The following is a 19,089-nucleotide window of genomic DNA, read 5'->3' as shown; positions in this document are numbered from 1 at the left end:
CTCCGGGGGGTGGTCTGCTTCTTTCTTCCCCTCTGTTGCGGGGTGCGCGGGCGCCCCGCGCCCCCCCTCCGCCCCGGTCCTCTCAGCCGATCAGCCGGGAGAGGGCCACGAGACTGCGGCTGCGCTGCACTCCGGGCTCCTTGCGGATCCGCTCGATGACGTTCTCCAAGTGGTGCATGTCGGTGACGAGCAGATGGATCACGGCGTCGGAGTCGCCGGTGACCGTCCAGGCTGCGACAACCTCGGGGAACTGGCGCAGAGATGACAGGATCTCCTCCGGCGGCGTGCGCTCCCGGCAGTAGATCTCCACGAAGGCCTCGGTGCCCCAGCCGAGCAGTGCGGGGTCGAGCACGACGGTGAAGCCGCGGACGACCCCTCTGGCGCGGAGCCGGTCGATGCGACGCTTGACCGCACTGGCGGACAGGCTGACCTCGGCCCCGATCTGCGCGAACGACGCCCGCGCGTCCTCGCCGAGGTGGCGCAGCAGCAGGAGATCGGTGGCATCGAGGCCGGCAGCGGATGTCGGTGCGAGCGTGGGGAAGCCGGCCGCACCGGGGCGTCCTCCCGTCGTTCTGCCTGTCGGCGGTGCGTCGTAGGCCCGCTGGTCTCTCAGCACGTGATCGACTCCTCGGTAGGTGTTCGCCGGGTCGCAGACGGGCACGGCTCCGAACCGTGTGCCGTGCGGTGCGATCAAGGGCTCCGGCGCTCGCCTTCGTGGTGGGACCATGAGCGGGATCTCCGGCACCGCCCCTTCGGGGAGGGGCCCGCGCGACCTGACGTCGACGGGCGAGGCGACCTGACGTCCCTGACCCGTGGTGGGGTGAAGCGGCCCGTTCGCAGGCGCTCCAGGCGCCGGAGACCTCCTGTTCACGGCGTGAACCGGCACGGCCGTGCAGAGGCGAGAGAGGCTGCGCACCGGTCGGTGTCGGCAGCAAGTCCCTTGAAGGCAGGGATGTCGCCGGGGGTTGCCCGGCTGTCGGCCCCCATGGGGGCCTACGGGCAACAGTAGGAGCGGATCGCCCGATCGGCACTGGCCGTGGCATCCACACTTCCGAACCGGCTTGTCCAAAGTGTCCAGTTGGGCCCTGGCGACCGGGCCTGCCCCTGGTGAGGATGCGGCGCTTCCCTGCGTGTGGAGCCGGTCGGCCCGGGCGGCCACCCCCGGTGCGGATGTGGCGAACCGGCCCACCGCCCCCTCACGGTGCCGGGGCCGTCGCCGGCTCGCCCCGGTGAGTGCCGGACGGGATCCAGGGCGGCTCGCTGTGCAGCGTGCCGTCGACGACGGTGACGGCCCGGCCGGAGAGCAGGACCCGGTCGCCGGCGATCCGGCAGACCACGAGTCCGCCGCGCGCGGACGCCTGGTAGCCGGTCACCCCGGGCCGGCCGAGCCGTTCGGCCCAGTACGGTGCCAGGGCCGCGTGGGCGGCACCGGTGACCGGGTCCTCCGGGATGCCGACGGCCGGACAGAACGTCCGGGATACGAAGTCGTACCCGCAGGCGGGGCCGTCCGCCGGCGCGGTCACGGTCACGCTCCTGACCGGCAACCGGCCCACGGCGCCGAGGTCGGGCACGAGGTTGCGCACGGCGTGCTCGTCCGGGAACACCACCAGGGACTTGTCGAGGGCTTCGGTGCGCAGAACGGCGGTCGGGGTGCGGCCCAGGGCGGCCTCCAGGCCGGGCAGCGGTCCGGCCGGCCGGGAGAGCCCCGCGGGGAGGTCGAGCGTGATCGAGCCGTCCGCCTCCGGGCGGGCCCGCAGCACGCCGCTGCGGGTGGCGAAGCGCACCCAGCCATGAGCGATCAGCCCGTCGGAGCGCAGGGCGTGTGCAGTGGCCAGCGTGGCGTGCCCGCACAGGCGGGCCTCCTCCGTCGGGGTGAACCAGCGCAGGCCCCAGTCGGCGCTGCCGTCGCCGTCGGGCCGGGGCAGGGCGAAGGCGGTCTCGGACAGGTTCATCTCCGCAGCGACCCGGCGCATCCACGCCTCGTCCGGCCAGCCCTCCGCCGGCCGGGCGCCCCTGTCCAGCAGGCAGACGGCGGCAGGGTTCCCGGTGAAGGGCCGGTCGGTGAACGCGTCGATGATCCGGATCCGCATGCGGCGACCCTACGAGCCGTGGCCGTCCGCCCGCCAAGGCCAATCCGCATCCGGTGGACCGGTCCCGGCCGGCGCCGCGTGCGCCGCCGTCCGTTCGGGGCCCAGATCTCAAAGAACCCTTTGACATATGACGAGACGTCAAACTAATCTTTGGGACATGCGAATCAGTGATCCCCGGGCGCTCAAGGCGTTGGCGCACCCGCTCCGCCTCGACCTCCTGGAAGTCCTTGCCGCGACCGGGCCCGCGACGGCGGCCCACTGCGGTCGGGTGCTCGGGGTCGCGCAGGCCAACTGCTCCTTCCACCTGCGCCAACTCGCCCGGTACGGCTTCGTCGAGGACGCCGGTCCGGGCCGTGACCGCCGCGAGCGGGTCTGGCGGGTGCCCGACCCCGAGCGGCGGATCCGGATCGCCGTCGACGAGAGCCCGGAGGTCGGGCTGCAGCTGGAGCGGATCGTCGTCGAGCGCGAGGCCGGGGCGATCCTCGACCACGCGGAGCGCCGCGACGCCGAGAGCACGGAGTGGCGGCGGAAGGCGGGCATGATGACGGCCCTCGCCGTGCTCTCCGCGGACGAGGCCGCCGAGCTGAGGGAGCAGTGGCTGGCGCTCCTCGCCCCCTACATCGCCCGGGCGGAGAACGCCGGCGCCGATCGCCTTCCCGGCCGGCGCCACGTCCGCTACTTCCTGGCGGCCACGCCGCTGCCGGACCTCGACGCGGAGGACCGGACGGACGGCGGATCCGAGGGGCGCCGGTAACGGAGCCGGCCGGGCCGCGGCCCGCCGGGGACGGCGGTCGAGCACGTACCCGAACACCGATCAGGACATCTGTCACAGCGCCGAGCGGACCGCTCGGACATGAAGCGGGGGAGACGAACCATGCATTCCGGCACCGACCGATCGATCGACTTCAGCACCGCGGCGCCGGTCGAGGGCTCCCTCGACGTCCGCTGGATCCACGGCGAGGCGGACGAGCCGTCGATCCAGGTCCACCACTACGACCCGCACACGGTCCTGCTCCGCCAGAGCAAGCGCGTCAACTACGAAGCCCCGTTCCTCTTCCTGCTGTTCGGCAACGAGCGCGCGCTGCTCCTGGACACCGGCGCCACCGCCGACCCCGAGCTGTTCCCGCTGCGCGCGACCGTCGACCGGCTGGTCGCCGACTGGCTGGAGCTGCACCCGCGCGAGCAGTACGGCCTAGTGGTCGCGCACACCCACGGCCACGGCGACCACGTGGCGGCGGACGCCCAGTTCGCCGACCGGCCGCACACCACCGTGGTGGCGCCCGAGGAGGAGGCCGTCCGGTCCTTCTTCGGCTTCGGCGACGACTGGCCGGCCGGGACGGTCGACCTCGACCTGGGCGGCAGGGTGCTGCAGGTCCTCGGCTCACCCGGCCACCACAAGAGCTCCGTCACCGTCCACGACCCCTGGACCGGCATCCTGTTCACCGGCGACACCGTCCTCCCCGGCCGCCTGTACGCCTTCGACTTCGCGGCCTTCCGTGCCACCCTGGACCGGCTCGTCGACTTCGCGCGGACCCACACCGTGACCCACGTGCTCGGCTGCCACGTCGAGATGACGAACCGGCCGGGACGGGACTACCCGATCGGCGCCGCCCACCAGCCGGACGAGCGGCCGCTCCAGCTGACCCCGGGCCACCTCACGGCCGTCCGGGACGCCGCCGAGTCCGTCGCCGACCGACGCGGCATCCACCGGTTCGACGACTTCCTCCTCTACAACGAGCCCCGGCCGGTCGACCAACTCCGCCTGCTGGGCAGGGGCATCGCCCACAAGGTGCGGGTGGCGGCCACACCGCGCCGCCGCCGGCCGGGCGCCGCTCCGCGGTAGGGCGGCCGGCCGCGCCCCGGTGCGGTGCGGGCGCCGCGTCCCAGGCCATCCGGCGTATCACCGGGCCCCGGGGGTGTCGGAGGTGGCCGAAGTTCCTCGGTGTACGGAATAATCCCCCGTGGTCCTGGACACACCGGAGGCGGCATGACCGACCCGCAGAGCATCCTCGAACAGGCCCGCCGAGGCGCCGCACCGCCGAACTGGCGGCTCTACACCAAGAAGCGCGGGAAGCTGTCCGGCCTGCTGCACGGCTCCTCGCACGACCCCGACCCGCTGCTGGTCATCACCCCCGACGGCACCGTCGAATACCGGGACGACCGCACGCCCCCCGGCGTCGTGCGGTTCGACGACCTCGTGGGGGTGGAGCTGCAGGTCCGGGGACAGAGCTTCTCCGACAGCTCCACGGTGAACATCTCCGTCTGGCTCGACCTCCACGGGCGCGACGGAGGGAAGGCGAAGTGGCGCCCTTCGTCCTTCGGCAACGACCTGCAGGCGATCCAGGGCTTCCTGGAGGCGTACGGCGCCCACAAGGCCCTCCGCGGCGGCTGACCGGGCACCCGCCGGCCCTCGGCGGGCCCGCCCCGAGGCCGTTCGGGCCCGAGGCCCACCGACGACGAGGCACGCACCGGCAGGCAGTGGCCCACCGGTGCGTGCCTCGCGGTCGATCGGTCGATCGGGTCGGTCTCGGGTCACGTCAGGTCTCGAACACGGGCGGCTGGAGGCCGGCGAGGCATCCGGTGTCCGGCGCGGTCGGGCTGTCGAAGAAGGACGTGGTGATCGACTGGGCGCACGGCGAGTCGGCGAAGACCACGTGGGCGACGTAGGGGACGGTGACCTCGGTGGACCGGCTCAGCGTGCGAGCCGCGTACGGCCCGTTGCTCGGCGCGGTCTGGGCGTCGAAGCCGCCCGACAGGACGAGGGTGGGGATGTCACTGCGCGTCACGTCGCGGACCGAGGGCGGCGCGGCGGGGATGTCCCAGGCGCGGCAGTCGTCGTGGAGCCAGGGCAGCTGCGGGGCGTTGGCCAGCACCGAGCGGGGGAACGACGGGAAGGCACGCTTCCCTGCGCGGATGACGTCGGCCTCGCTCTCGTACGGCGTCCATTCGCTGCAGAAGACACCGAACGCGAGCCCGTGGGCGATCCTGCCCATGGCCTGCGGGCTGAGCTTGCCGCCGGCCAACTGCTCGGCGATCCGCTGCGGGTTGCCGTGGGCCAGCTCGTCGATGGAGCGGGGCACCCCGGTCGCGACGTGGGTGGCCGCGGTCAGCCAGTTCACCAGGGTGCCGCCGTCCAGCACGACCTTCACCGGCTCCGGGTGGCCCGGGACGGAGACGGTGGTGGTGACGGGCCGGGCCTCGAGCTCGCTCACGAGGCGGAGGAAGGTGCGCTTCAGGTCCGGGTAGCGGTCGTTGCAGGCGGCCTGCTGCGCGCACGCGGCGAACAGGCCGTCGAAGCCCTCCTGCGCGGCCCTCCAGGTGACGGCCCCGCCGGCCAGGGACGGCGGCAGGACGCCGTCGATGCCCACCGAGCGGACGCCTTCCGGGTGCAGGCGCATGTAGAGCAGGGCCAGGTCGGTGCCGTACGAGATGCCGAACACGTTCCACCGCTTGAGGCCCAGCGCCACGCGCAGATCGGCGTAGTCGGCGGCGCTCTCGGTGCCGTTGTAGGCGCCGAGGTCGGCCCCTCGGCCCACCAGCCGGTCGCGGCAGGCGCGGGTCGCCTCGACGTGCAGGCGCCCGGTGGACGGCGCGCCGTAGACGAGGCCGAGGGCATCGGCGTTGAACTGGTCGATGTTCGGGCAGGTGAGCTGCGGATCGGCCGAGTAGGTTCCCCGCTGGGACATGAAGATGACGTCCCGGTCGCGGTTCAGACCGCCGTTGAGCGCCAGCGGGATCTCGGAGACCGCGTCGTCGCCGGGCCCGCCGGCGAACCACACGATCGGGTCGGACGCCGGCCGCTTCGTCGCCGCCGGCACGATCGCGACCCCTAAGGTGATCGTTCGCCCGGTGTGCCGGGAGCGGTTCTCGGGCACGGTGAGCGTTCCGCAGCGGGCCTCGTCGAGTGCGGGGATCGGGTCCGCCGTCCTCGGGCAGGGGCCCGGCTGGAAGCGGGCGTGGCCCACTGTGCGGGCGGCCGTGCCGAGCGGGTTCTCCGCACCGGTGTCGGCCCTGGCGGGCAGCGCGGCGAGGCCGGCGAGGAGGACACCGGTGGTGGCCCCGGCCAGTGCGGTCCGGAGCCGTCGCACGGTGCGCGGCCGGTGGGGCGGGCGGACGGACATCATGCGGTCTCCGGCTCGGGGGTGATGGTGAACGGTTTGGGTGCCAGCCCCGCCACACAGGCGGTGTCGGGTGCGGTCGGGTTGACCAGGAAGGAGGTCAGGACGGACGCGGCGCAGGGCGACTGGGGCACCACCCAGTGGCCGATGCCGGGAATCAGCACGGCGGTCGAACGCGGCAGCGTCCGGGCCGTATAGGCACCCCAGCTCGCTCCGGTCTTCGCGTCGAAGGTGCCGGAGAGAACGAGCGCCGGCACCCTGCTGGAGGTGGCGACGCGCTGGACGGCCGTGCGGTCCGGGACGTTCCAGACGCGGCAGACGTCGTACTCGAAGGGCAGCTGCGGCGCTTGGGCCAGGACGGTGTCCGGCCAGCCGGGGAAGGCCCGGCGCCCGGCCTCCAGCACGTCGGCCTCCGAATATCCCGGCACCCACTCGCTGCAGGCCACCGACTGCGTCAGGCCGTGGGCGAACTCGCCGATGACGGGCGTCGCACCGGCGGCCTGGGCCCGGGCGAAGCGCTCGGGGTTCCCGTGGGCGAGTTCGTCGAGCGCCGCCGGGACGTCGACCGCCTTGACGGCATTGGCGACCAGCAGGTTCACCAGCGCGCCGCCGTCGAGGACCACCCGCACCGGGTCACCTCCCGCCGGCGGCTGCGCCGTCAGCCTCAGCGGATGTGCCTCCAGCCGCCGGACCTGCTCCGTCAGGAGGCCCGGGAGGTCCGGATAGCGACTCGCGCAGGGAGACTGCGCCGCGCACGCCGCGAAGATCGCGCCGATCCCCTCCCGGGCGCTGTCCCACGTCCACGGCAGGCTCACGATCTGCGGCGGTGCGACCGAGTCGATCGCCACCGAGCGGATCCCCTCGGGGTGCCGGCGCAGATAGGTGAGGGCCAGGTCGGTGCCGTAGGAGTACCCGTAGACGTTCCACTGCCTGACGCCCAGCGCCCTGCGCAGGTCGGCGAAGTCCGCGGCGTTCTCGGTGGTGTTGTAGGCACTCAGCTCGACCCCGTCGGCCGCCAGCCGGTCCCGGCACTCCTTCGCCGCGCGCACCAGCCGCCGCCCGGTCGAGGGCGCGTCGTAGGCCAGCCCCACCGCGGTCGCGCCGAACCGGTCGATCTCCGGACAGGCGAGGTTCGGCTGCGCGTGGAGCGTGCCGCGCTGGGCCATGACGATGAGGTCGCGGTCCCGGTTCACACCGGAATCGATCAGGAAGGGAATGCTCCCGAACGCATCGCCGCCGGGACCTCCCTCCATGAACACCACCGGGTCCGCGGCCGGCGTCGCCGACACGGCGGGAATGATCGCGACGGCCAGCCGGATGGTCCGCCCGCCGCGCCGTTCGCGGTTCTCGGGCACCTCCAGGTACCCGCACCGCCCCGGGACCGGATCGGGCGTCTCCGGGCAGGCCGCCGGCACGAAGCGCGCCGGGCCCGCTGACACGCCCTCATGGACGGCCGCCGACGCGGCCCCGCCCGGCGCCGGGCCCGCTGCGCCCACGAGGGTCAGCACGCCCAGGACGAGTGCCGCCCCGGTGGGGGCGCCCCGGGCACGCCCCCGTGCGTACCGGTGCTGCGCCCACCGTCGAACCGACCTGCCGAACCCACGAACGGGTGACGCCGAACCCCGTTCGCTACCCTGCTCCACCATGTGATTCCGTCTCTCTGACGACCCGTCCGCACCGGCCGCGACGCCGCGTGGATGTGCCCGCCACGTGGTTCGGGCGGACACTGGCCAGCCTGCGTCGGCGGGTGGACGTCCACCACTCGCGGACTCCACCTGGAGCAGATCCCCGCCCCGGTCCTCACCCTTCGGCGCGGCGGACGGCAGGCCGTGCGGCGCCGCACCGGGGGCGGGTGCCGACGCGTCAGACGGACCCTCGGGGCGGGGTCAGCGGTATTCGCAGAGGTAGGCGGTGTCGCTCTCGACCTTGAGCTCGAAGCTGCTGCTGCCGGGGACGTCGAACCGGGTGCCGGCCGCGAAGGTCTCCCAGCCGTCGGCCCCGGGCAGCCTGACGGTCAGGGCGCCGCTGATCACGTGCATGGTCTCCGGGGCGGCGGTGTCGAACCGGTAGTCGCCGGGTCCCATGATGCCGATGGTCGCCGGCCCGTGCTCCTGCTTGAAGGCGATCGACGTGACCGCGCCGTCGAAGTACTCGTTGACCTTGAACATGGGATCCCCCTCGGGGAACGGGCGGGAACGAGCGTGCTGCTCGCCGCGTGCCGGGTGTCGGACAGTAGGGCGGGGGAAAGCTACCGGCGCCGCCGTCGCGGCCGGTGACCCGTCTCGCCCCGTGAACTCCTCCCGGGGCCGGCCGGCCGTGCCGGCCGGCAGCACCCGACCGGCGCCCGGTATCTCGGCTGCGCCTGCCGGCCCGGTGCGTCTAGCCTGGCGGCCACTACGGACCACAGGGGGAAACGGTGCTGGTCATGCCCGAGCGGCGGACGTCGACGATGGAGCTGTTGGCCGGCGAGGCGGCGGCGCGTGGGATGGCGGTGCGGGCGGCGGAGGAGCTCGGCCCGCTCACGGGGCCGGCCCATTGGTACGGCGGGCCGCTCGCGGGTGCACGGTTGGCGGGCAGACTCGGGTTCGCGCTGCTCGAACCGGTGGATGACTGGCTCGCCGAGCTGCCGGAGGAATTCACCGGCCGGGACATCCGCTCGGCCACCGTCGCCGACGCGCGGGCGCTCGACGAGCCGACGTTCGTCAAGCCGCCACGCGACAAGACCTTCCCCGCGGGCGTCTACGCCGACGGGTCCCGGCTGCCCGCCGGTCTGGACCCGGCAACGCCGGTGCTCCTCTCCGAGGTGGTGACCTTCGAGGCCGAGTACCGGCTGTTCCTGCTGGACGGGCGCATCGCCACGGCCGGCCGGTACGCGGTGTTCGGCCGGCTCGACCCGCGCCCGCTGCGCACGGACGAGAGGGACCGTGCCGCGCGGGCCACCCTGGCGGAGATCACCGGCTTCGTCGACCGGCTGATCGCCGCAGCGGGGCACACCCTGCCGAGCGCCGTCGTCCTGGACGTCGGCCGGCTGCTCGACCCGTACCGTGCGGGGCACCGTTGGGCCGTGGTGGAGGCCAACATGGCGTGGTTCTCGCATGCGTACGCCGCCGATCCGGCACGGGTGCTCGACGTGGTGCTCCGAGCGGCGGGGCCGCGCGAGCGGGTGCGGCCGGGCGATCTGGCGTTCGTGCGGCACTGACGCGCGCTGCCCGGACGGCGGGCCTTCTCGCGGGACCTCACCGTCGGGCTCGCCCCGGTCCGGCCGGTGCGGCAGCAGCCACCCCGGACGGCATTTGTACGAACGATGCCGCTGCCGGTTGACTCGTACAGCGGTTCTCCTGTGGCGTGGGGCACGCTCCTCGCCGACGCTGAGCTGGGCGGCGAGCCCTCGACGCCCCTACCGCGCCGGCCGAAAGGATTCCCATGGGCGTCACCACGACCGATCACCAGGTCCCGCACAAGTCGACCGTCCCTGCCACCAAGGACCAGCTCGTCGAGCTCTTCCTGCGCGAGCGCGACGGCACCCCGCCGGGATCGCCCGGAAACCGCAAGGCCGTCCTCATGCTGCACGGCAGGAGCGTTCCGGCACTGGCGGGCTTCGACCTCCAGCACACCTCGTACGGATGGGCCGAAGCGCTGGCCCAGGCCGGCTACGACGTCTTCATGATGGACCTTCAGGGCTCGGGGCGGTCGCCGCGCCCCCGCATGGAGGACCCCTGCAACGTCAATCCGATCCATCAGGCCGCCATCACGCCCAATCCCCTCCCGGGCGCGCGGACCCACAGCTACCCGTACCAGCTGACCAACTCCCAGAGCGACTTGGACGAGCTCACCACCGTCGTGGAGTACATCCGGACCACGCGCAGCGTCTCGAAGGTCGCCTTCATCGGCTGGTCGGCCGCCGCGTTCACGATGGGCCCGTACGCGATCAAGAACCCGGCGAAGGTGGAGAGCCTCTTCCTCCTCGCGCCGATCTTCCCGCCCAAGGGCAGCGCGACCCCGCCGGCCCCCCTGCCGGTGCCCGGTTTCCCCACCCACCTCCTCACGCGCGCCGGCCTCGACACCGCCTGGGGCAACGAGCTGCTGTGTGCGAACCAGCGGGAACCCGGCATGCTCGACGTGGTGTGGAGCGCGCTCCTGGACAACGATCCGATCGGCCGCACGTGGGGGAAGATCCTGCCGTCCGGCAGACCGGAGGGCGTCAGCCGGTACCGGAACTTCGTGACGTGGGGCTGGAACAAGACGACCGCGGGCCAGGGCGGTGTCCTGGGCGGGAGCGTCCCCGTACTCATCGTGTACGGGGAGCACGACAAGACGGCCAACACGCCGCAGCCTGCCCCCAGCCCAGCGCTCGACTTCTCGGTCCCCGCCCTCTACGACGCCATCACGGGGCCCAAGAAGCTCCTGATCAAGGTGGACTGCGCCGGACACCAGATGCCCTGGGAGGTGCAGCACAAGAACCTGCACAACCTGTCGAAGCACTGGATCAAGCACACCGACGCCGGCGGCAAGACCCAGGGCCGCTACGACATGGACGCGAACGGCGTGCTCAGCCCGACCCCTTAGAAGTCGATGCCCCTCAGCGAGCAGGTCACTCCGTGCCGCCCGCGCTGCGCCGCTGCCGTGCAGGCCGCCGCGGCACCTCCACCTCCACCTACGCCGACCCGCACCACGGGCTCACCGGGATCCTGCTCACCCAGACCGGCATGTCCGTCCCCCGACGCGGCCCGCCTCGTCCACGACTTCTGGACCACCGTCTACCAGGCCGTCGAGGACAGACAGCGGCCCGGCGCCCGGTCGGTGCCACCGGGTGCCATCCCGTACGGGCTGCGCCGGCAGGGGCTTCTGACGCTTCCGTACATCACGCTGCGCTCCGGCGCGGACGGAAGTGGGCGAGGGTCCGGTGCGCCTCGGCGCACCGGGCCCGGGTCGCTTCCCGGTCGGGACCGCGCGACGTCCGGCCGCCCCCGAGGGCCCGGCCGGCGTTCCGTGCCTCAGGCCCAGAAGCCGTTCGTTGCCGTCAGGTCCTCGACGCACTCGTCGAGGTCGGTGATCTTGTCGCCGACGATGCGGAACACGATGCCGCCGGCCATGTCGACCGTCCTTCCGGCCCGCTCGGCGGTGAACCGGTGCACCGACATCACATGACCTCGACCGTCGACGAAGAGGTGCAGCAGCTCGACCCGGAAGGTGCCCTGCGTCTCCGCGGCGAGCTGGCCGTAGTAGCCGAGTACCGCGTCCACGCCCTTGAAGTCGCCGGACAGCTTGTGGCTGCCCGGGACGTGCTGCGTGCAGTCGCTGGTCATCATGCCCCTGAGGGTGTCCATGTCACCCCGCGAGAATGCCTCGTACCCCTTGCGGATCAACGCGGCATGTGGGTGTTCGGCCATGGCTCCTCGCCACCCTTCCTGGACGAGCAGGGAAATCGCCTGATGTCTCCACCCTGTCACTGGCTATACGGGCGGTCTATTCGGGGAGCCGCGGGGCGCAGCGGGCGAGCGGCCGGCGTGCGAGGGCCTCGCGGTCCTCCGGCTCGCTTCTCGACGAGGACGCCGTCCTCGATTCCGGGGCGCGCCTGGATCGTGCCGTCGTTGACGTCGATCACGCGCTGCCGCTGTCAGACGTCGCCCAACCGGCGGTAGATGTCCTGCAGGGCTTCCACGGCGTCGTTCGCCGCCCTGCCGTTGTCGCTGTGCGGCCCGGGGACGACCGAGAGCGCGATCCAGTCGGCGCCGCGGCATCCCTGGGTCCTGGCCATCAGGACCTTTCCGTCCCGGACTTCCAGTTCGCGGAATCCGCCGGGGCCGAGGGCGGGCATGTCCTCGAAGGTGAAGGCGGGGTCCAGGGACTCGGTCTCGGCGGCCTCCCGGTCGTGCCGGTCCTTGGCGACGAGGGCGCAGCGGTCCTCCGGTGACCTGCCGGTGTCGGGCCCGGGCAGTTCGCGGGTGAAGGTGACACCCAGGCCGCCGAGGCCCCCGTCGTTGCTGACCTGGCATCCGCCGGCGGCCAATTCCGGCCCGGTGCCGCCCTGGTCGGTGTTCAGGATCCGGTACTCGGGACGCATGAGCGGGTTGTGCCGCGGATCGTCCAGGGTGTAGTCCGGCGCGTACCGGGTGAGGAATCCGGACCCCAGAAGCGTGCAGAGGTCGGCCCCGGCCTTCGGGACGATGGCGTCGGCCGGCAGCGGGCGCTCGGTGACGGTGGCCGCCGCCGACGGGCCGGACCTGTCGGGGGCGCCGGCGCCGATCGAGCAGCCGGATCCGGAGAGGACGGCTGCGCCGAGCAGTGCGGCCAGAGCCGTCCGGCGAATGCGGTGGTGGGTGATGATCCGTTCCCCCGAGTTTCCCGTTGTCCTGGGTGCTTCCCGTTGCCCCACGTGCATTCATGGCCGGCGCCAGTCGTCAGGCCCCCTTGGAACCGATCATCCGGGGAGCCGGACGCGCACTCTACCGGCGGACCGCCGAGATCAGTCCGCCGGGCCGCTCCTCGCGCTGCGGCGGGGTGCTGATCGGGCGGCCGTAGGCGGCGGCCCGATCGCGCAGGGTGTGGCTCTCGGCCTCCCAGCCGTGCCCGGCCAGCCAGGCAACCGGGTCGTCGGGCATCTCCGACACCCACATGGACGCCGCCGACCCCGGCACGGCGTCCGCGCCGAAGCGCTCGATCACGCCGCGCGAGCCCAACGTCAGCCCCATTCGACTTCCCGCCGCCGACTGCGCGCTGATCCGGGCCAGCAGGAGCTCCACCGCATCCTCGGGCAGATAGATCAGCAGCCCTTCGGCGATCCACGCGGTCGGCACGGCCGGGTCGTGCCCGGCGGCGGCCAGCGCGCCCGGCCAGTCCTCACGCAGATCAACCGCGACGGGGATCCGCTCGCAGCGCGCGACGGCCCGCTCCCGGCGCAGTACCGAGGCCTTGAAGTCCAGTGGGGCGGCGGTGTCGACCTCGAACAGCCGGGTGCCCCCGGGCCAGTCCATCCGGAACGCCCGGCTGTCCATGCCGGCGCCGAGCAGCACGACCTGCCGGACCCCGGACGCGGAGGCCTGCTGCAAGAGGTCGTCGAGGAACTTCGTCCTGATGACGATGGAGAACGACACGGCCAGCCGGCGGCGCCGCGCGGCCTCGTCATCGGGCTGCGGCGGCGAGGAGGGCCACAGGCCGCCGGCGGCGGCGAACGCCCGTGCCAGCGGGTCGCGGAACAGCGCGTTCTCCCGCTCGGTCTCCAACGCCCGCACTCTGGCCACCCCCACCGCCGTGGCCCACACTCCCGACGGCTGCACCCGCTCCTGCTCATCAGTCACCGGGCCAGCCTAGAGGGTCGCTGCGGCTCGGCTAGCGTGGGCGCATGGTGCATCTCAAGCAGCCTCAGCTGTCCGGGCTGGGGCGGAACCCGACTGCTCCGGTGGACGTCCTGGTGCGGCTGGTCCGCGCCGGTGGCGAGGCACCGCACATCCGACCGCTGCTGGTGGACCACCCCAACTTCCCGCGCCGGGAACCGCGCGGCTTCATGGACGAGCCGGACCCCCGGGTGCGCGTCCACGCCCTGAAGGACCCCGGGCTGCCCGTACCGGAACTGCGGCGGCTCGCGGCATGCGAGGAGCCGTTCCTGCGCGCAGCCGTGGCCCGGCACCCCAACGTCCGTGCGGACCTGCTGGAGCGACTCCTGGCGGACCCGGACGCCGGCGTCGCCGACGAGGCGGCCGCAAACCCCGTGCTGCAGCGGGCCCGCATGGGCCGCATCCTCGCCGGGGCCGGCCTCTGACGGCTGCCCGTGGCCGGGCCGGCCGCGAGCGTCGGCGGGAGTGCTAGAAAGGTCTGGTGGATGTTCCCTCCGAGCCCTCGACCCTGCGTGTCTTCGTGGCACTGGCCCCGCCCGACGACGCGAAGGACGAGTTGGCCCGGGCCCTGCGGCCCGCGTACGCCACGTACCCGCGGCTGCGGTGGAACCGGATCGAGGACTGGCACATCACCCTGGCCTTCCTCGGCGAGCTGCCCGCCACGGCGGTGCCGTTGCTGCGGTCGGTGCTGGCCGGCCGGGCGGCCTCGCACCCCGCCCTGGAGCTGGGCCTGCGCGGGGGAGGGCACTTCGACGAGCGGCTGCTGTGGAGCGGGATCGACGGGGACGTGGAGGGACTGCACCTGCTCGCCGCGGACGTCCGCGAGCTGGTCAGGTCCTGCGGGATCGAGTTCAGGGAACGCCCGCTGCGTCCCCATCTGACGCTGGCGCGGTCCCGTCGCGACGATGCCACCAGCGTGCCGCAGGCCGCGGCCGGGCTCGCCGGGTTCGTGGGCCGGTCGTGGCAGGCCGAGCGTCTCCACCTGGTCGGCAGCAACATCGGCCGTGGGCCCGGGCCGATCCGCTACCGCGACATCGAGGCGTGGCGCTTCGGTGCTGCGGTCCGGTCCGATGGTGAGAGCGCTCCCGCCGAGCGGTAGGCGACAGGCGGGCGCGGGCGAGAGCCGTCCTCCGGCCCGGCCGAGCAGCTGATCGGGACGGCTTCGCCGAGGGCCCGTCAGGCGCCCCGCCTGGCCCTCTGCGGGGACGAACGCCCACTCTCTCCGTCCTTGTGCGGTGGGTGAGTTCGCAGATTCGCCGCAAGGTGATCGTGCCGCGCGTCTTGTCGAACGGGGGGTCGATCGCCATGCTGCATGCATGACATTTCTCATGGCACGGCCCAGGCGCCGCGCGTGGAAGAGAGCGCTCTCATTGATTCCAGTCGTCGCGGTCACGGTGGCGGCCACCGTTGTCGCGACCGTGGGTGCCGCGACAACGGACGCCGTGGCGGCGGTGCCCCCGACACCGCCGGGCTTCACGCTCACCTGGAGCGACGACTTCAACGGTGCGTCAGGGACCGGTATCGATCAGAACCTGTGGAAGTACGACACCGGGCCGGGCAGCAACTTCGGCACCGGTGAGATCGAGACCATGACCAGCAGCACCTCGAACGTCTACTACGACGGCCAGGGCCATCTGGTGCTCCAGGCCCTGCACTCCGGTTCCGACCCGCGGGCCGGATGGACCTCCGGGCGCGTGGAGACCCAGTCGGCGGCCTTCGGCGCCCCGGCGGGCGGGGTCGTGCGCATCGAGTCCGTCCTGCAGCAGCCGAACGTCAACACCGCCAACGGCGCGGGCTACTGGCCGGCGTTCTGGATGCTCGGTGCGCCCCTGCGCTCCGGTGTGACCTGGCCGAAGTCCGGCGAGATCGACATCATGGAGGACATCAACGGCCGCAGCTCCGTCTTCAGCACCATCCACTGCGGCGTGAACCCGGGTGGCCCGTGCAACGAGTCGACCGGCATCGGCTCGGGTGAGCGCGCCTGTTCGGGCTGCCAGACCGGCTTCCACGACTACGCGGCGGAGATCGACCGCTCGGTCTCGCCGGAGCAGATCCGGTTCTACCTGGACGGGAACAACTTCTTCACCGTCAACGCCAACCAGGTGGACGCGACGACCTGGTCCGACGCTATCGACCACCCGTTCTTCATCATCTACGACCTGGCGATCGGCGGCGGCTTCCCGGACGCCTTCGGCGGGGGCCCGAACGCGGCCACGGTCTCGGGCGGCAAGCTGGTCGTCGACTCGGTGGCCGTGTACAACAAGGGTCCCGGCTCCGGGGGCGGCGGTGGTGGCTCGGTGACCGGCCAGACGATCACCGGTCCGGGCGGCAAGTGCGTGGACGTCGCGGGTGACGACACCGGCGGCGACGGCACCGCGGTCCAGCTCTGGGACTGCCAGTCGGGGGCCAAGGACCAGCACTGGACCTGGAGCGGACAGACCCTGCAGACCCTCGGCAAGTGCCTGGACATCGCCGGCGGCAACAGCGCCGCGGGCACGAAGCTGCAACTCGCCACGTGCAACAGCGGTGGCTACCAGTCGTGGGTGCGGCAGAGCGACGGCTCGCTGCGGAACCCGACCAGCGGCAGGTGCATCGACTCGCCGTCGGGTGCCACCGCGAACGGCACCCGGCTGCAGATCTGGGACTGCAACAGCTCCGGCGCCCAGCAGTTCGCGATCGGCACCCCGATCTACGGTCCGGGCGGCAAGTGCGTGGACGTGGCGGGTGACGACACCGGCGGCGACGGCACCGCGGTCCAGCTCTGGGACTGCCAGCAGGCGACCTCGCTCGACCAGAAGTGGACCTGGAGCGGCCAGACCCTGCGCACGCTGGGCAAGTGCCTGGACATCGCAGGCGGTGTGAACGCGGCCGGCACCCAGCTCCAGCTGGCCACGTGCAACGGCGGCGGCTACCAGAACTGGGTCGCCAACGCCGACGGCTCGATGTCGAACCCGACCACGGGCAGGTGCATCGACTCGCCGTCGGGTGCCACCGCGAACGGCACCCGGCTGCAGATCTGGGACTGCAACAGCTCCGGCGCCCAGAAGTTCGCCCTGGCCTGAGGGCGAGCAGGACCTCGGCCCTGAACGGAGCCGTCCGCGCACCCGCGGTTCCACGCCGCGCGTGAACCGACACCGAGCACGTCGAGGGCCTCATCGTCCGCGGTGGGGCCCTCGACCTCCTGCCCGGGCCTGTTCGCGCGGCGCGTGGCCGCGGAGCCCGGGCAGGAACCCGTTTGGCGGACCGTCCCGACCACTGCTACGTTGCCGGAGGCCGTGCGAGAGAACGAGGAGGTGGTACCCGTGAACGCAGTATCGACATGGGTGCTCCCCTCCGGGGTCACGGTCGGGCGGTAGGTCGTCCGGGAGCGCCGTCATGAGCACTCCCGAAAGGCACCACCGTGCACTTCACGTCCGAACAGCGTCTCGACGGCGACGTCCTCGAACGCGCATTCACCCTCGGCGGGATCCCCGGCATCCTGTGGACGCCCGCGTCCGCATCCGCACCCGCGCCGCTGATCCTGATCGGCCACCCGCCGCTCGGCCTGCACAGGATGTACCCCCGGCTGGCGGGGCGGGCCAGGTACTACGCGGCGGAGTACGGCTTCGCCGCGGCCACCATCGAGCTCCCCGGGAGCGGCGACCGGCCTCGTCTGGCCGCCGTCGACCAGGCCCGCGCCGACCTGCGCCGGGCGATGGAGGCCGGCGAGCCGGTCAGCGGCGAAGTCGTCGACGCCCTCATCCTCCCGCTGGTCGAGCAGGCGGTCCCGGAGTGGCGGGCCGCCCTGGACGCACTCCTCTCGCTCCCCGGGATCGGCGGCCCGGTCGGGTACGAGGGGGGAGTGATCTCCATCGGCGTCCGGCTGGCGGCGGTCGAGCCGCGCATCGTGGCCGGCGGCTTCTTCGCCGGGAGTCTGATCCCCGCCACCGTGTTCGAGGAGGCCCGCCGGGTCACCATTCCGCTGCAGGTCCTGCTGCAGTGGGACGACGAGGGGAACGACCGGCAGGCGGCCCTGGACCTCTTCGACGCCTTCGGCTCCGAGGAGAAGACACTGCACGCCAATCTGGGCGGGCACACCGGCGTCCCGCACTTCGAGCTCGATGCCGGCGCCCGGTTCTTCGCCCGGCACCTGAAGTGAGACCGGGCCCTCGGGCCACCGGCAGACGCCGAGCCGTGCCGGCCGGGATGCTGCTCCTCAAGGGCAGGTCCCGGCCCGCCCGGCCGGTGACGGCGCGGGTCCTCGCCGACTCGGGAGGGACCCGCGCCACCCGCAGCCCTGCATTGTTCGATTCCGCCGTCCTTCGGTCGGCGGCCCTGCCGTCACCGCGTCCCCGCGGCCGACTGCCTGACGGCGGCTCGTCGGGCCGTGTGTGATCGCGCGGCGGACGGCCGACAGATGGGATGGTGGTGTGCCGTGGGAGGAACTGATCACGGACGCTCGCCCGGCCGGCACCCCGCCGGCCGGTGGGCGGAACGCCCCCGCATGCCCGAAGAGACCCCGGACAACGAGAAGGCACCCCTTGGCAACCGACTACGACGCCCCGCGCGACAGCAACGACGACGGCAAGGACGAGAGCATTGAGGCACTGAAGAGCCAGCGCGAGGACACCCAGAGTTCCGCGGTCGACGCCGACCCCGAGGCCGTCGAGGGGCTGGAGCTCCCGGGTGCCGACCTGTCCGGCGAGGAACTCACCGTCCGGGTCGTGCCCCTTCAGGAGGACGAGTTCACCTGCATGACCTGCTTCCTGGTCCACCACCGCGCCCAGCTCGCGGGCGAGGACAAGAACGGGCAGCCCATCTGCCGCGACTGCGCGTCCTGATCCCTGCGGGAGCACGAGGGCCGGCCGGCGGTGGTCCGTGTTTCGGCCCGCCGGCCGCGCCGGCCGCGTGCCTGCCCGCCTCGCCCGAGGCACTGGCCGCGGGGCCCGGCCGTGGGTAGTGGGGGAGGGCGCGGCGCGCCCGGACCGATCTCCTCTGGTACGGTGCGCCGATGTCGGCGATCAGGAAGATCCAAGTCACCTTTGACTGTGCAGAACCCGAGCGCCTTGCGCGCTTCTGGTGCGAGGTGTTGGGGTACGTCGTACCGCCGCCGCCGGAGGGGTTCGCCACGTGGGACGACTACCGGCACTCCCTGCCCCCGGAGCAGCGGGATTCATGGTTCGCCTGCATTGACCCCTCCGGTGTGGGCCCGCGACTGTACTTCCAGCGTGTTCCCGAGGGGAAGGCCGCCAAGAACCGGCTGCATCTTGATGTACGGGTCGCCACCGGGCTCGTCGGTGAGGAGCGCCTCGCCGCACTTGAGGCCGAATGCGCACGACTGGTCCCGCTCGGTGCGGTGCACGTGCGAACGCTGTACGACGGCAACGATGCCTGCATCCCGATGCAGGACATCGAGGGCAACGAGTTCTGTCTCGACTGAGCGATCCCGGGCCGCAGCGGCTCCGTACCGGCGGTGGTGTGCCGGGCGGCGGGCCTAAGGTCCCCGGGGGCGGCGGGCGGCCCCGGGCCCGCGCTAAACCGGGGGGGGGGGGGGGGGGGTGTGCCGGC

At 72.8% G+C, this 19,089-nt stretch carries 19 protein-coding genes; 11 read left to right on the top strand and 8 right to left on the bottom strand.

The features are described 5' to 3' along the window. Positions 1-82: 82 nt before the first annotated feature. Positions 83-616: an Lrp/AsnC family transcriptional regulator gene (locus ACFV0G_RS01430; protein ID WP_380539688.1), complete on the bottom strand. Its 534-nt coding sequence runs from the start codon at positions 614-616 to the stop codon at positions 83-85. A 580-nt stretch (positions 617-1,196) separates the two neighbouring features. Further along, on the bottom strand, positions 1,197-2,090 hold the full coding sequence (locus ACFV0G_RS01425) for a PhzF family phenazine biosynthesis protein (protein WP_380539685.1): 894 nt from the start codon (positions 2,088-2,090) through the stop codon (positions 1,197-1,199). Between the two features lie 157 nt (positions 2,091-2,247). Here ACFV0G_RS01425 and ACFV0G_RS01420 point away from each other — a divergent pair, with 157 nt between their 5' ends. From ACFV0G_RS01420 to ACFV0G_RS01410, 3 genes are all read left to right on the top strand, one after another. Then, a complete protein-coding gene (locus ACFV0G_RS01420; protein ID WP_380539682.1) occupies positions 2,248-2,844 on the top strand; it encodes an ArsR/SmtB family transcription factor in 597 nt (198 codons plus the stop codon). Positions 2,845-2,964: 120 nt separating this feature from the next. Further along, entirely contained in the window at positions 2,965-3,933 is a 969-nt protein-coding gene (locus tag ACFV0G_RS01415) for an MBL fold metallo-hydrolase (RefSeq protein WP_380539678.1), read from the top strand. 144 nt (positions 3,934-4,077) lie between these two features. Further along, complete coding sequence (locus ACFV0G_RS01410) at positions 4,078-4,482, top strand: hypothetical protein (protein ID WP_380539675.1); 405 nt, start codon at positions 4,078-4,080, stop codon at positions 4,480-4,482. Between the two features lie 145 nt (positions 4,483-4,627). Here the strand turns inward: ACFV0G_RS01410 and ACFV0G_RS01405 are convergent, their stop codons facing one another. The 3 genes from ACFV0G_RS01405 to ACFV0G_RS01395 all read right to left on the bottom strand — a co-directional run bounded on the left by ACFV0G_RS01405 (position 4,628) and on the right by ACFV0G_RS01395 (position 8,376). Further along, positions 4,628-6,214 (bottom strand): alpha/beta hydrolase, encoded by a 1,587-nt coding sequence (locus ACFV0G_RS01405; RefSeq protein WP_380539672.1) that lies wholly within the window; start codon positions 6,212-6,214, stop codon positions 4,628-4,630. After that, entirely contained in the window at positions 6,211-7,461 is a 1,251-nt protein-coding gene (locus ACFV0G_RS01400; RefSeq protein WP_380539718.1) for an alpha/beta fold hydrolase, read from the bottom strand. The genes ACFV0G_RS01405 and ACFV0G_RS01400 overlap by 4 nt, the downstream gene beginning before the upstream one ends. Before the next feature lie 633 nt (positions 7,462-8,094). Then, positions 8,095-8,376 carry a pyrimidine/purine nucleoside phosphorylase gene (locus tag ACFV0G_RS01395; protein ID WP_380539669.1) on the bottom strand — a complete coding sequence of 94 codons (282 nt, stop codon included), beginning with the start codon at positions 8,374-8,376 and terminating at the stop codon, positions 8,095-8,097. A 281-nt stretch (positions 8,377-8,657) separates the two neighbouring features. Between ACFV0G_RS01395 and ACFV0G_RS01390 the strand changes: the two genes are divergently transcribed. Continuing rightward, entirely contained in the window at positions 8,658-9,407 is a 750-nt protein-coding gene (locus tag ACFV0G_RS01390; protein ID WP_380539715.1) for an ATP-grasp domain-containing protein, read from the top strand. Positions 9,408-9,631: 224 nt separating this feature from the next. Beyond that, positions 9,632-10,774, top strand: coding sequence for an alpha/beta fold hydrolase (locus ACFV0G_RS01385; protein ID WP_380539666.1), 1,143 nt, complete (start codon positions 9,632-9,634; stop codon positions 10,772-10,774). Between the two features lie 428 nt (positions 10,775-11,202). Here ACFV0G_RS01385 and ACFV0G_RS01380 read toward each other — a convergent pair whose 3' ends face one another. The 3 genes from ACFV0G_RS01380 to ACFV0G_RS01370 all read right to left on the bottom strand — a co-directional run bounded on the left by ACFV0G_RS01380 (position 11,203) and on the right by ACFV0G_RS01370 (position 13,470). Continuing rightward, positions 11,203-11,598 (bottom strand): nuclear transport factor 2 family protein, encoded by a 396-nt coding sequence (locus tag ACFV0G_RS01380; protein ID WP_380539663.1) that lies wholly within the window; start codon positions 11,596-11,598, stop codon positions 11,203-11,205. Between the two features lie 227 nt (positions 11,599-11,825). Then, the gene (locus ACFV0G_RS01375) at positions 11,826-12,584 is read right to left on the bottom strand and encodes a hypothetical protein (protein WP_380539660.1); all 759 of its coding nucleotides are present in this window, start codon (positions 12,582-12,584) and stop codon (positions 11,826-11,828) included. 70 nt (positions 12,585-12,654) lie between these two features. After that, a complete protein-coding gene (locus ACFV0G_RS01370; RefSeq protein WP_380539712.1) occupies positions 12,655-13,470 on the bottom strand; it encodes a class I SAM-dependent methyltransferase in 816 nt (271 codons plus the stop codon). An 80-nt stretch (positions 13,471-13,550) separates the two neighbouring features. On the opposite strand from ACFV0G_RS01370, the gene ACFV0G_RS01365 reads away from it, so the two are divergent. The 6 genes from ACFV0G_RS01365 (at position 13,551) to ACFV0G_RS01340 (ending at position 18,961) form a co-directional block, all read left to right on the top strand. Beyond that, positions 13,551-13,967 (top strand): hypothetical protein, encoded by a 417-nt coding sequence (locus ACFV0G_RS01365; protein WP_380539657.1) that lies wholly within the window; start codon positions 13,551-13,553, stop codon positions 13,965-13,967. Between the two features lie 56 nt (positions 13,968-14,023). Further along, positions 14,024-14,641 (top strand): RNA 2',3'-cyclic phosphodiesterase, encoded by a 618-nt coding sequence (gene thpR, locus ACFV0G_RS01360; RefSeq protein WP_380539654.1) that lies wholly within the window; start codon positions 14,024-14,026, stop codon positions 14,639-14,641. Between the two features lie 343 nt (positions 14,642-14,984). Then, positions 14,985-16,604 carry a ricin-type beta-trefoil lectin domain protein gene (locus tag ACFV0G_RS01355; protein WP_380539651.1) on the top strand — a complete coding sequence of 540 codons (1,620 nt, stop codon included), beginning with the start codon at positions 14,985-14,987 and terminating at the stop codon, positions 16,602-16,604. Between the two features lie 338 nt (positions 16,605-16,942). After that, a complete protein-coding gene (locus tag ACFV0G_RS01350; RefSeq protein WP_380539648.1) occupies positions 16,943-17,680 on the top strand; it encodes an alpha/beta hydrolase in 738 nt (245 codons plus the stop codon). Between the two features lie 382 nt (positions 17,681-18,062). After that, on the top strand, positions 18,063-18,362 hold the full coding sequence (locus tag ACFV0G_RS01345; RefSeq protein ID WP_380539645.1) for a DUF4193 domain-containing protein: 300 nt from the start codon (positions 18,063-18,065) through the stop codon (positions 18,360-18,362). Positions 18,363-18,532: 170 nt separating this feature from the next. Further along, positions 18,533-18,961: a VOC family protein gene (locus ACFV0G_RS01340; protein WP_380539642.1), complete on the top strand. Its 429-nt coding sequence runs from the start codon at positions 18,533-18,535 to the stop codon at positions 18,959-18,961. The last annotated feature ends 128 nt before the right edge of the window (positions 18,962-19,089 follow it).

This window comes from Kitasatospora sp. NPDC059571, from assembly GCF_042735675.1.
Classification (GTDB): Bacteria; Actinomycetota; Actinomycetes; order Streptomycetales; family Streptomycetaceae; genus Kitasatospora.
This window is presented reverse-complemented; position numbering and strand designations above follow the sequence as displayed.

Excerpts from the sequence above, each read along its gene's own strand:
- ACFV0G_RS01425 (WP_380539685.1), bottom strand. The coding sequence starts at position 2,090 with ATGCGGATCCGGATCATCGACGCGTTCACCGACCGGCCCTTCACCGGG.
- ACFV0G_RS01420 (WP_380539682.1), top strand. The coding sequence starts at position 2,248 with ATGCGAATCAGTGATCCCCGGGCGCTCAAGGCGTTGGCGCACCCGCTC.
- ACFV0G_RS01415 (WP_380539678.1), top strand. The coding sequence starts at position 2,965 with ATGCATTCCGGCACCGACCGATCGATCGACTTCAGCACCGCGGCGCCG.
- ACFV0G_RS01410 (WP_380539675.1), top strand. The coding sequence starts at position 4,078 with ATGACCGACCCGCAGAGCATCCTCGAACAGGCCCGCCGAGGCGCCGCA.
- ACFV0G_RS01405 (WP_380539672.1), bottom strand. The coding sequence starts at position 6,214 with ATGATGTCCGTCCGCCCGCCCCACCGGCCGCGCACCGTGCGACGGCTC.
- ACFV0G_RS01400 (WP_380539718.1), bottom strand. The coding sequence starts at position 7,461 with ATGGAGGGAGGTCCCGGCGGCGATGCGTTCGGGAGCATTCCCTTCCTG.
- ACFV0G_RS01395 (WP_380539669.1), bottom strand. The coding sequence starts at position 8,376 with ATGTTCAAGGTCAACGAGTACTTCGACGGCGCGGTCACGTCGATCGCC.
- ACFV0G_RS01390 (WP_380539715.1), top strand. The coding sequence starts at position 8,658 with ATGGAGCTGTTGGCCGGCGAGGCGGCGGCGCGTGGGATGGCGGTGCGG.
- ACFV0G_RS01385 (WP_380539666.1), top strand. The coding sequence starts at position 9,632 with ATGGGCGTCACCACGACCGATCACCAGGTCCCGCACAAGTCGACCGTC.
- ACFV0G_RS01380 (WP_380539663.1), bottom strand. The coding sequence starts at position 11,598 with ATGGCCGAACACCCACATGCCGCGTTGATCCGCAAGGGGTACGAGGCA.
- ACFV0G_RS01365 (WP_380539657.1), top strand. The coding sequence starts at position 13,551 with ATGGTGCATCTCAAGCAGCCTCAGCTGTCCGGGCTGGGGCGGAACCCG.
- ACFV0G_RS01340 (WP_380539642.1), top strand. The coding sequence starts at position 18,533 with ATGTCGGCGATCAGGAAGATCCAAGTCACCTTTGACTGTGCAGAACCC.